The organism is Flavobacterium sp. ALJ2, from assembly GCF_015594725.1.
Lineage (GTDB): Bacteria > Bacteroidota > Bacteroidia > Flavobacteriales > Flavobacteriaceae > Flavobacterium.
Genome location: NZ_JADNRC010000014.1, coordinates 1 through 12,265, shown reverse-complemented (window position 1 = coordinate 12,265; position 12,265 = coordinate 1). Strand labels below are relative to the sequence as shown.

The 12,265-nt window shown below is 34.4% G+C and carries 7 protein-coding genes and 1 pseudogene; 6 read left to right on the top strand and 2 right to left on the bottom strand.

Translation table 11 applies throughout. From position 1 onward, the window contains the following. Positions 1-3: 3 nt before the first annotated feature. The 5 genes from IUY40_RS15280 (at position 4) to queG (ending at position 6,567) form a co-directional block, all read left to right on the top strand. Positions 4-1,398 (top strand): quinol:cytochrome C oxidoreductase, encoded by a 1,395-nt coding sequence (locus IUY40_RS15280; RefSeq protein WP_195737731.1) that lies wholly within the window; start codon positions 4-6, stop codon positions 1,396-1,398. 19 nt (positions 1,399-1,417) lie between these two features. Continuing rightward, positions 1,418-2,581: a cytochrome c oxidase subunit II gene (locus IUY40_RS15275; protein ID WP_195737730.1), complete on the top strand. Its 1,164-nt coding sequence runs from the start codon at positions 1,418-1,420 to the stop codon at positions 2,579-2,581. A gap of 30 nt (positions 2,582-2,611) precedes the next feature. Continuing rightward, entirely contained in the window at positions 2,612-4,408 is a 1,797-nt protein-coding gene (locus tag IUY40_RS15270; RefSeq protein ID WP_195737729.1) for a cbb3-type cytochrome c oxidase subunit I, read from the top strand. A gap of 72 nt (positions 4,409-4,480) precedes the next feature. Then, positions 4,481-5,503 carry a Holliday junction branch migration DNA helicase RuvB gene (ruvB, locus tag IUY40_RS15265; protein ID WP_195737728.1) on the top strand — a complete coding sequence of 341 codons (1,023 nt, stop codon included), beginning with the start codon at positions 4,481-4,483 and terminating at the stop codon, positions 5,501-5,503. 140 nt (positions 5,504-5,643) lie between these two features. Continuing rightward, on the top strand, positions 5,644-6,567 hold the full coding sequence (gene queG / locus IUY40_RS15260; RefSeq protein ID WP_195737727.1) for a tRNA epoxyqueuosine(34) reductase QueG: 924 nt from the start codon (positions 5,644-5,646) through the stop codon (positions 6,565-6,567). 139 nt (positions 6,568-6,706) lie between these two features. On the opposite strand, the gene IUY40_RS19525 is transcribed toward queG, so the two are convergent. Both IUY40_RS19525 and IUY40_RS19520 read right to left on the bottom strand, forming a co-directional pair. Further along, positions 6,707-7,075 carry an integrase core domain-containing protein gene (locus tag IUY40_RS19525; RefSeq protein ID WP_229335579.1) on the bottom strand — a complete coding sequence of 123 codons (369 nt, stop codon included), beginning with the start codon at positions 7,073-7,075 and terminating at the stop codon, positions 6,707-6,709. A 1-nt stretch (position 7,076) separates the two neighbouring features. Beyond that, positions 7,077-7,457, bottom strand: a complete 381-nt coding sequence (locus IUY40_RS19520) for a hypothetical protein (protein ID WP_229335577.1) — start codon at positions 7,455-7,457, stop codon at positions 7,077-7,079. 1,121 nt (positions 7,458-8,578) lie between these two features. Between IUY40_RS19520 and IUY40_RS19670 the strand changes: the two are divergent. Continuing rightward, positions 8,579-12,265, top strand: a pseudogene (locus IUY40_RS19670) (hypothetical protein); the annotation flags it as partial.

Sequence of the window (12,265 nt, the reverse complement as noted above, 5' to 3'; positions counted from 1 at the left end):
GATATGTATACATTTTCAAGTAAATTAAAAACTTTTTCTATCATCTTAATGGCTTTAGGTCTTTTGGGTATTGGGTATGGTTTTTTAAATGCACCTAAAGATATTCAAGAAGTTGAAAAAATACTAGCTGCTGAGTCACATGGAGGTCACGGTGAGGCTACTGCTGAGTCTGCTCATGGTGTACAAGCTGAAGCTACTCATGATACTGCCACAGCTCATGATGCACATGCTGAAGGAAAAAAAGAACACGCTCAAGTTGGTGCTGCAGATGAGCATACAAAACATTTAAATCATGTTTTACACCAATTGCAAAATAAACCATGGTCAGCATTATATGTTGCTTGTATTTTCTTTTTGCTACTTTCTATGGGAGTCCTTGCGTTTTACGCTATTCAACAAGTTGCACAAGCAGGATGGTCTCCTGTATTATTTAGAGTTATGCAGGGTATAACTGCTTACTTACCTGTTGGTTCTATAATATTTTTTATTATTCTAGTGCTCTGCGGATTACACTTTAACCATGTGTTTGTTTGGTTAGGAGATGGTGTAACGGATCCTAACAGTCCTAATTATGATGCAATAATAGCTAATAAAGCAGGATATTTAAATTTTCCTTTTTGGATTATTAGAGCTGCTATATTTTTGATTGGATGGAATTTATATAACTACTATACAAGACAAAGATGTTTAGCTCAAGATGAAGCTCAAGATGATTTGAATTACAAAAAGAATTTCAAAATGACTGCTGGATTCCTAGTATTCTTTATAGTTTCTGAATCTATTATGTCTTGGGATTGGATTATGTCTATTGACCCACACTGGTATAGTACATTGTTTGGATGGTATGTGTTTGCTAGTTTCTTTGTAAGTGGTATCACTACAATAGCATTAGTAACAGTATACTTGAAATCTAAAGGGTATTTAGAGCATGTAAATACAAGCCATATTCATGATCTTGCTAAATTTATGTTTGGTATTAGTGTTTTTTGGACTTATTTATGGTTCTCACAATTCATGTTAATTTGGTATGCTAATATACCAGAGGAGGTTACTTATTTTGTAACTAGAATACAACTTTATAATCTTCCTTTCTTTGGAGCGGTTGTTATGAATTTCCTTTTCCCGCTATTGATTTTAATCAATACAGATTTCAAGAGAATCAGTTGGGTTATAGTTATGGCTGGAATTGTAATTTTATTAGGACATTATCTTGATTTCTTTAATATGATTATGCCTGGTACAGTAGGTGATAGATGGTTTATTGGTGTTTCAGAAATTGCATCAGTACTTTTCTTCTTAGGATTATTTATTTTTATAGTTTTTACTGCATTGACTAAAGCTCCTTTGTTACCAAAAAGAAATCCATTTATAGAAGAAAGTAAACATTTTCATTATTAATATTTAAAGAAATAAACAGATGATAAGTTTGTTGGTAATTTTAGTTTTAGTTTTATTAGCTGTAGCATTATGGCAATTGACCAAGATATTTGATCTTACTCAGGTAGGAGTAAATTCGGACGATTCTCAGGTTGCATCTGATAACGATAATAATATTCAAGGATATTTAATGTTTGGGTTTTTAGCATTCATATATGTATTTACTATATATGGATTGATAAAATGGGGTCCATTAGTATTACATACACCAGCTTCTGAGCATGGTAGTTTGGTTGATAGTCTTATGAATATTAGTTGGGTTTTAATTTTCATAGTTCAATTTATTACTCAAGGTTTACTTCATTATTTTTCTTTTAAATATAAAGGAGATAAAGATAAAAAAGCATTGTATTTTGCAGATAATAATAGATTAGAGGCACTTTGGAGTGTTATTCCAGCGGTAGTTTTAGCGGGATTAATTCTTTACGGATTATATGCTTGGAATAATATTATGTTTGTTGATGAAGATGAAGATACTATAGTTGTCGAATTATACGCTCAACAGTTTAAATGGACAGCAAGATATGCTGGTCCAGATAATGTTTTAGGAAAAGCTAACGTAAGATTAATTGAAGGTATAAACACTTTAGGAGTTGATATGTCTGATCCATATTCACAAGATGATATTGTGGTTTCAGAATTACATATTCCAAAAGGAAAGAAAGTTCATTTTAAAATGCGTTCTCAAGATGTTTTACACTCAGCATATATGCCTCACTTTAGAGCGCAAATGAATTGTGTTCCTGGAATGGTTACTGAATTTGCTTTTACGCCAGTTTATACTACTGCAGAATACAGAGAATTGCCTTATATGGTAGAGAAAGTTTCTCATATTAATTCAATTCGTTCTAAGAAAAGTGTTGAATTAGTTGCAAAAGGTGAAACAGCTTTAGATCCTTATACTTTTGATTATTTGTTACTTTGTAATAAAATTTGTGGTACATCACACTACAACATGCAAATGAAAATTGTAGTTGATACTCCAGAAGATTATAAAAAATGGTTAAGCGAAAAAACAACATTAGCTCAGGATATTAAGGCAGCAGTAGCTCCAGCTCCAGCAGAAGGTGCGGCAGGAAGTTCTGATACTACTAAAGTAGATACTACTGCTAAAGTAGAAGCTCCTAAAGTAGCTATGAAATAATATTTATTAAGAAATTTAAAGTATACATATATGTCAGCAGAAGGTCACGATCACGGACAAGATCACGAACATGAACACCACCATAAAGACACATTCATTACTAAATATATCTTTAGTATTGATCACAAAATGATTGCCAAACAATACCTTCTTACAGGTATTATTATGGGGGTAATAGGTATTGCAATGTCCTTGCTTTTTAGAATGCAATTAGCATGGCCTGAAGAGTCTTTTAAAATTTTTAATGTTTTATTAGGAGATAAATTTGCACCAGATGGTGTTATGACTAATGATGTTTATCTTGCGTTGGTTACCATTCATGGTACAATCATGGTATTCTTTGTTTTAACAGCTGGTTTAAGTGGTACGTTTAGTAACTTATTGATTCCTCTTCAAATTGGAGCTAGAGATATGGCTTCAGGATTTTTGAATATGGTATCTTATTGGTTGTTTTTCTTATCAGCAGTTATAATGTTATGTTCTCTTTTCGTTGAAGCTGGACCTGCTTCATCAGGATGGACAATATATCCACCATTAAGTGCTTTACCGCAAGCGATTCCTGGTTCAGGGACAGGTATGACATTATGGTTGATTTCTATGGCAATTTTTATTGCATCATCATTAATGGGATCATTAAATTATATCGTTACTGTTATTAATTTAAGAACAAAAGGGATGTCTATGACTAGATTACCTTTAACTATATGGACATTCTTCGTGACAGCAGTTATTGGAGTTATTTCATTCCCGGTTTTATTATCAGCAGCATTATTGTTGATTTTTGACAGAAGTTTTGGTACTTCATTTTTCTTGTCCGATATTTATATTGCTGGAGAAGTTTTACATTATCAAGGTGGTTCGCCAGTTTTATTCGAACACTTGTTTTGGTTCCTTGGTCACCCTGAGGTATATATTGTAATCTTACCTGCTATGGGATTGGTTTCTGAAATTATGGCTACTAATTCACGTAAACCAATTTTTGGTTATAGAGCGATGATTATGTCAGTTTTGGCAATTGCTTTCCTTTCAACAATCGTTTGGGGTCACCATATGTTTGTTTCAGGAATGAACCCATTTTTAGGATCTGTATTTACATTTACAACATTATTGATTGCAATTCCTTCTGCTGTAAAAGCATTTAACTGGATTACAACTTTATGGAAAGGTAATCTACAATTTAATCCTGCAATGTTATTTTCTATAGGTATGGTTTCTACTTTCATTACAGGAGGTTTAACAGGAATCATATTAGGGGATAGTACTTTAGATATTAATGTTCACGATACATATTTTGTAATTGCTCACTTTCACTTAGTAATGGGTATCTCTGCACTTTACGGAATGTTTGCTGGTATTTACCACTGGTTCCCAAAAATGTATGGTAGAATGTTAAATAAGAATTTAGGATATATTCACTTTTGGGTAACAGCAGTTTGTGCTTACGGAGTGTTTTTTCCAATGCACTTTATTGGATTAGCTGGTTTACCAAGACGTTACTATACTAATACAAGTTTCCCTTTATTTGATGATTTACAAAATGTAAACATTTTAATAACAGTATTTGCTTTAGTTGGTGGAGTTTTCCAATTAGTTTTCTTGTATAATTTCTTTAGTAGCATTTTCTATGGTAAGAAAGCAGTACAAAATCCATGGAGATCAACAACTTTAGAGTGGACTACACCAGTTGAGCATATTCACGGTAACTGGCCAGGAGAAATCCCTCATGTTTACCGTTGGCCATATGACTATAGTAATCCAAACTATGACGTTGATTTTGTTCCTCAAAACGTACCAATGAAAGAAGGAGAAGAAGTTCTTCATCATTAAAAAATATTTTAAACCTCTACTCTTAGTAGAGGTTTTTTTTTGTCTTCCTTTTTCTTTATCTATCTTTGCTCTATGAATGAAAATTTAGATCCAACTACGAACAGCTATAATCCAGAAGAAATTGATCTTGAAAAAAGATTAAGACCACTTTCATTTGATGATTTTGCAGGACAGGACCAGGTTTTAGAAAACCTGAAAGTCTTTGTAGCTGCAGCCAACCAACGTAATGAAGCATTAGATCATACGCTTTTTCATGGGCCTCCTGGGTTAGGAAAAACAACTTTGGCTAATATTCTTGCGAATGAGTTAGAAGTTGGAATTAAGATTACTTCGGGGCCAGTTTTAGACAAACCAGGAGATTTGGCAGGATTATTGACTAATCTTGATGAGAGGGATGTTTTATTCATAGATGAAATTCACCGGTTAAGCCCAATTGTTGAAGAGTATTTATATTCAGCAATGGAAGATTTTAAGATTGATATCATGATTGAATCTGGGCCAAATGCGCGAACTGTACAAATTAACTTAAATCCATTTACTTTAATTGGAGCAACTACACGCTCGGGTTTGCTTACGGCTCCAATGCGAGCTCGTTTTGGTATTTCGTCACGATTACAATATTATACTACGGAACTCTTAACTACAATTGTAGAAAGAAGTGCCTCTATATTAAAAATGCCGATTTCGTTAGACGCTGCAATTGAGATTGCAGGACGTAGTCGAGGAACCCCTCGTATTGCAAATGCATTATTGCGACGTGTTCGTGATTTTGCTCAAATTAAGGGAAACGGAACTATCGATTTGGCTATTGCGCAATATGCATTAAAAGCTTTAAACGTTGATGCACATGGTTTGGACGAAATGGATAATAAAATCCTTCTTACCATTATCAGTAAGTTTAAAGGAGGGCCAGTTGGTTTATCCACACTTGCAACGGCTGTTTCTGAAAGTAGCGAAACTATTGAAGAAGTATATGAACCATTCTTGATTCAGGAGGGATTTATTATGAGAACTCCGCGTGGGCGTGAAGTTACAGATAAGGCCTATAAGCATTTGGGTAAAATAAATACTAATATTCAAGGTGGGCTATTTTAATCTTTGAATAATTTTCAAAGAGTTTCAGAAGTAATCTACTGCTGTCAGCTATATTTTCTGGTTAAACAAATTTTAAAAAGACGTGATTATTCCAGAGGGTTTTCAGGACTGGATTAAAACACTTTTATATTAATTACACGTTGATAAATTCTAAAAATTTATATTCACAATTTATTAAATCTGAAGCCAAAAGGCTTGGGTTTTTATCTTGTGGTATTTCCAAAGCTGGATTTTTAGAGCAAGAAGCTCCAAGATTAGAAGATTGGCTCAATAAAAATCATAATGGGCAAATGGCTTATATGGAGAACCATTTCGACAAACGCTTAGATCCTACTTTATTGGTAGACGATGCTAAGAGTGTAGTTTCGCTTTTGCTTAACTATTATCCTTCAGAAACTCAAAAGAAAGATAGTTTTAAAATATCTAAATACGCATATGGACAAGATTATCATTTTGTTATTAAAGATAAACTCAAAGAATTACTTTTTTCTATTCAAGAGCATATAGGCGACGTTTCTGGACGAGTATTTGTAGATTCAGCACCAGTTTTGGATAAAGCTTGGGCAGCTAAAAGTGGTTTGGGTTGGATAGGTAAAAACAGTAATTTAATAACTCAAAAAGTAGGCTCTTTTTACTTTATAGCCGAACTTATTTTAGACTTAGATTTAGAATACGATTATGCAACCACAGATCATTGTGGTTCGTGTACTGCATGTATTGATGCATGTCCAACAGAGGCAATTATTGCTCCGTATATTGTTGATGGAAGCAAATGTATTTCTTATTTTACAATAGAACTTAAAGAGAATATTCCGCAAGAAATGAAAGGGAAGTTTGATGATTGGGCATTTGGTTGCGATACTTGCCAAGATGTTTGTCCTTGGAACCGATTCTCTAAAGCACATTCTGAGCCACTATTTAACCCTAATCTAGATGTAATGGCTATGTCTAAAAAAGAATGGTTAGAAATTACAGAGGAAACTTTTCGTGTAGTGTTTAAAAATTCACCTATAAAAAGAACAAAATTTGATGGGCTTAAGAGGAATATTGATTTCTTGAAATAGCTTTTGTCTTCTTTTTTTGTTAATAAAATTTGGTTTTAAGAAAAAGAATTACATCACAAGAGTGATTTATGTCAAGTCCTAAATAACCGATACAGATTATTAAAGGATTAAATTTATGAATTAAAGTTGAACAATGATTTCATTGTTCAACTTTTTTTGATTTGTATTGTTTTCTTTTGAGTTTATTTTGTGAGTGCATTTGTATAGGTGTAAGCATTTGGTTTGAGAGGTGTGGTCTTTTATGATTGTAAATTTCTATTGCATTTTTGATAAGTTGCTTTTTTACTTTAAAATCTTTAATCTTCTTTGCTATACCAAATTCTTGTTTTAATATTCCATTGACTCTTTCTGCTATTGCATTTTCATAAGGATCATATTTTTCAGTCATACTTGATCTTATCTTATTTTTGCTTAATAATCTTTGATAATCATTTGAGCAATATTGTAACCCTCTATCCGAGTGATGTATCAAGGATTCAGTACTATCATTTCGATTGTATAATGCCATTTCAAGTGCTTTGATAGACCCTGCTACACTCAAAGACTTTTGACACATCAAAGCCTATAATATTTTTTGAATAAGCATCGGTTATCAATGCTAAATAAGATGGATTATTTCTAGTTCCAACGAATGTTATATCGCTTACCCAAACAGACTTAGGTCTCTCTATTTCTATTGTGCTTATTAAATTTTTGTGCTTCCTAAATCGATGGTATGAATCAGTTGTTAGATGGCACTTCTTTTTGAACGGTATCAACATATGCTTGGCTCTCAATATCCTAAACAACTTATCTCTTCGGACTTTTAAGAGCAATAATTGTTCTTTGAGTAAAAAATATAGTTTTTCACCTCCTAATCTAGGCATGACCATACGAATCTTTCGATCCATAACTATAACTTTTGAGCTATGGATTGTTTCAGTTTTTTAGATTTTATTGATTGATAATATACCTGTCTATTTACCCCGAGCAAATCACAGGTAGAAACTAATGTTTCTTTGTGTTCTTCTTTGAAGAAGTCGATAAGTCGGGTGTACAATTTTTTCTTATTTGAATATCATATTCTGCCATACCTACTAGCATATCGAAAATAATAACTTTCTTGTCGGCACGCTGAGCAAGATATTCAGCTCTGGCCTTCTATTTTTCTAATAATATAACTTGAGCTTCAAGTTTAAGTATTCTTTGTTCTGGAGTTTTTGACATAATTGTAAGTAATTGGTTTTCCCAATCAAAGTTGCCATATTTTCGTAGCTATTTTGTTACGGTGGAATCTCCTTGGATACCATATTTAAGCTTTGCTTGAGCTTTTGTTATGAATCCCTGTTCTATCTCTTCAACTAATTGCAACTTAAATGAGGGCGAGTAATCTTTTTTGGTACGTTTTAGAATCCCAAGGTTGTCTGATGTTTTTATTACACTTGTGTTTTAGTGTATCGCTATTTCAGGACGGGACATATTATTTTGAAATTTAATTAGTTATGATTTTTATTACCAGAATTAATTCTGTAAAAAAAGCTTATTCTGTTATAATAAAAACTTATTGTTACTAAAAAGTTATTTTTTTTTAGCTATTAAACATGATTTTGTTCGATAAAAAGAGTATTTCAACGACAAAACAGGTAGTTTAACGAATAATGTAGTTATTATTTTACTGTTTATATACTTTCGCCCCACCAAACTACCTATTCCTATAAACATTAAGACTAATTTGAGTCGAACCGAATCTACATTATGGCGTTTTTTATATTTTACTTTTATAAAATTTCAGAAAATCGTATCCTAAGATTTTCGATTCAACTACCTCTTTTATTTAATTTAAATTTTTCGAATTCCTTCGATAGGTTTTCGAATTTCTATAGTATTACCCCAAATAGAACTATCTATGTTTAATTCTACTCTTAAAATGCTTGATTTTTTTAAGCGCTCATTTTTTATTATATTTTTTTTATTTTCAACTAGCTTATTTTCACAAATTTGTGGAACGCCTGGGGGAGATGGACCTATTACAGTGTCAAGCTCAGTAAATACATATTATCCTGTTGACGGAAATATTACGCTGAACAGAGGAGGACAATCTATAAAGCTGGCAGGAGTACCAAAAATGGATACTCATAAAAATAATTTTGGTACAATTCCAATTTCTGTTGGGGACTTAATCTTGATTATCCAAATGCAAGATGCTACAATAGATTATAGAAATAATAATAATTATGGTTCAGGAACTTCAAATAGTGGTCTCGATCTTTTAGGAGGTACTGGATTTACAGATATTGGAAACACAGGTGTTTTTGAATATGTTATAGCAACAAATAACGTCCCTCTAACAGGTGGGAATTTAACATTTAAAGGTACAGGTATTAGTGGTGGAGCTTTTAATAGTTTCTACAATGCTGCGGCAGATGGATCAAGAGGCAAGAAAACATTTCAAATTGTTAGAGTGCCACAATATTCTAATTTAACCTTAACTTCTAAAATAACTACACCACCATTTAATGGTATTGCAGGTGGAGTTATTGCTTTTAATGTTTCTGGAACTTTCAATTTTGGTGGATATTCAATTGATGGAACTGCAAGGGGGTTTAGAGGCGGATATAGCCCTAAAGCTGACTCAGATATAAATAATTCAACTACTTATGTGGGTAATGCAGCAAATACAGCTATTTCTGGAAAAGGTGAAGGTATAGCGGGAACCCCTAAATATTTATGGGATGGTTTTAATCAAGTTGATAATGTACTTGAAGGCATGCCAGGTGGATCTTCTGGTAAGGGAGCTCCTGCCAATGCTGGTGGAGGTGGTAATGATCATAACACTGGTGGAGGTGGAGGTGGAAATGGCGGTTTTGGTGGTTTAGGTGGTTATGGTTGGCAGGGTGCCACAGGTGCTCTTTATCCAGCTACAGGAGGAGGAAGACCAGGTTTTAAATCGTATCGTACAGACACTCCAGAGCTAACAAGACTTATCATGGGAGGTGGTGGAGGTGCTGGTGATGCTAACAATGCTATCGATGGAGTGAAAGGAGGTGTTGGAGGTGCTATTATACTTATTAATGCTGGTACTGTTCAAGGCGTTGGTTTAATTGAAGCCAATGGTGGAGACGGAGCTCCAGGAGTGTATTCAAGTTCTTCAGATGGTGCCGGTGGAGCTGGAGCTGGAGGAACTGTACTATTAAATATTTCTAATAGCAGTGTAGGTGCTATTACAATTAATGCAAAAGGAGGTAACGGAGGAAATACAGAAAAAGATGTTAATAACGAACACGGACCAGGTGGTGGTGGTGGTGGTGGTGTCATCAGACATAATCTTGTGGGAGCAGTGACAATTACTACAAATGTAAATAAAGGTATTGCTGGTATGACTAAAGGAGGAACTTCTGGTTTTAGTACTCAACATGGAGCTATGGATGGAACAGATGGATATGTGGCAAAATTTACGACTACAGATTTACCACCAAATTTACAAGTTAATTCAAGTTGTTTTCCGATTCTTGATACCAAAGTAAAAGCTTTACCTACTGCATCAGCTTGTAATTCGATTGATCAAAAGGTTTCTTATGAAATTCAAATAAAAAATACTGGTATTGGAAATGCAGCTGGGGTGGTTTTAGACTTCCGTTTTCCAGAAAATATTACATTTGATTCTGCAACAGCGACATATTCGATTGATGCGTCAGGGCCTTCTGGATCTTTAGCTAATACAGTTACGGCAAATGCACCATTATTTGGAGGGTTTAATATCGCTCAAAATGGAGTGGTTACAATAACCTTAATTGGGAAAGTAACAACATCTATTGCGGCAGGGACATATAGTTCTAATGCACAAGCTTTGTATCTTGATCCAACGCGTGCAACAGGTAATGATACTAGAAAAATAACAGCGGCTATAGATAACTCTGGTGGAGCAAATACAACGTACCAAGGGGTTAATCAAGTAAGTGTTCCAGGATCAAATTTTAATGGGGTTAATACAACTGTTGATGATATAAAAATATTAGCATTACCAACAATGCCAACAACTTTGGTTACGCCAGCTACTTGTGAGACACCAACAGGAACGATAACGGTTACTAGTCTTGCTAATGGTTCAGGCATAAGTTATACATTAAGAGGAACGAATCCTGTAACGGCACCCAAAAGTAATGAAACAGGAATATTCTCAGAATTGGTGCCAAATGCTTATGTAGTTACTGCAACAAATAATGAAGGATGTACTTCACCTCCTACAGCTAATATAGTTATAAATGCAGTTACTGGAGCGCCAGCGACTAAAGGAGCTTCTGTTTGTCAGGGAGACGCAGCAGGTGCTTCATTAGGGGTTACTTCTTCTACATGTTCAAGTGATGATATACAATGGTATCTTGATGCTACTGGAGGGACAGCAATATTTACAGGTGCTTCATTTAATCCGTTTAAGACTATTGGTTCAGGTTTAACGGTAGCTAGTGCTGCACAGACTAAAACGTATTTTGCTGCTTGTCCCGGTACTTCAAGTTGTCGAACTGCTACTAATTTTGTTATTAATGCAAAACCAAATATCATTAAAACAACACCAGCATCAAGATGTGATATAGGAACAGTAACTTTGGAGGCTACTGCATCAGCAGGAACAATTAACTGGTATACTGCTGCATCAGGTGGATTATCATTGGGTACAGGAACAAGTTTCACTACACCAAGTCTATCAGCAACAACTACTTATTATGTTAGCGTAACTGATAATGGGTGTACTTCAGCTAGAACTGCAGTTGTAGCAACAGTAAATACTTCTCCAACAATTATTTCTACTATACAGGGTTCTAGATGTGGTGCGGGAGAGTTAATATTAAAGGCTACTGCATCAGCAGGAGCAACTATTAATTGGTATGCAAGTCCAATAAGTGAATCAGTATTAGGAATTGGAACAGAATTTAAAATACCAAATTTATCAACAACAACAACTTATTATGTAGGCGCTACTACGGCTGAAGGCTGTACTACGACATCAAGAATTGCAGTTGCAGCAGTTATAAATACGGCTTCTTCAATTGTATTGACCAGTGGTACACAAAACCCTATAGTTTGTACAGCAACAGCAATTCCAACGACTGTTTATACTTTTGGTGGTAGTGCTACGAATGCTACAGTGACGGATTTACCAACAGGATTAAAATGGGATGTAGATCCAACGGCAAAAACAGTAACTATTTCAGGAACTCCAACAACAAGCGGTACCTATACAATAGCTACTATTGGACATACAGCACCTTGTGTAGAAGCCATCATAAGTGGAACAGTTACGATAAATAAATCGATTCTATTACCAACAGTAAGTGTAGTAACACAGCCAACTTGTGCTGTAGCTACAGGAAGTTTTACAATTGATAATTATAATTCATCATATACGTATACAATATCTCCAACAGCAGGAGTTGTTCAAATTGGTAATACGATAACAGCATCAGTAGGGAGCTATAAAGTAACTGCTAAATCTGGGACTTGTACTTCAGGAGAATCAGCTACTGCAGTAATCAACGCACAACCGGCAACACCAGGAAAGCCAACAGCTAATGTGCCTACACAGCCAACATGCGCAGAGGCAACAGGAAGTGTTACTTTGAGTGGATTGCCATCAGGTACTTGGACAATCAATCCAGGGAACATAACAGGAAACACAGCAACCAAAGTTATAACAGGATTAACAGTAGGAACATATAATTTC

Bases quoted from the DNA above. Each gene is read 5' to 3' on its own strand.
- ruvB (WP_195737728.1), top strand. From the start codon at position 4,481: ATGAATGAAAATTTAGATCCAACTACGAACAGCTATAATCCAGAAGAA.
- IUY40_RS15275 (WP_195737730.1), top strand. From the start codon at position 1,418: ATGATAAGTTTGTTGGTAATTTTAGTTTTAGTTTTATTAGCTGTAGCA.
- IUY40_RS15280 (WP_195737731.1), top strand. From the start codon at position 4: ATGTATACATTTTCAAGTAAATTAAAAACTTTTTCTATCATCTTAATG.
- IUY40_RS19525 (WP_229335579.1), bottom strand. From the start codon at position 7,075: ATGGCATTATACAATCGAAATGATAGTACTGAATCCTTGATACATCAC.
- IUY40_RS19520 (WP_229335577.1), bottom strand. From the start codon at position 7,457: ATGGATCGAAAGATTCGTATGGTCATGCCTAGATTAGGAGGTGAAAAA.
- IUY40_RS15270 (WP_195737729.1), top strand. From the start codon at position 2,612: ATGTCAGCAGAAGGTCACGATCACGGACAAGATCACGAACATGAACAC.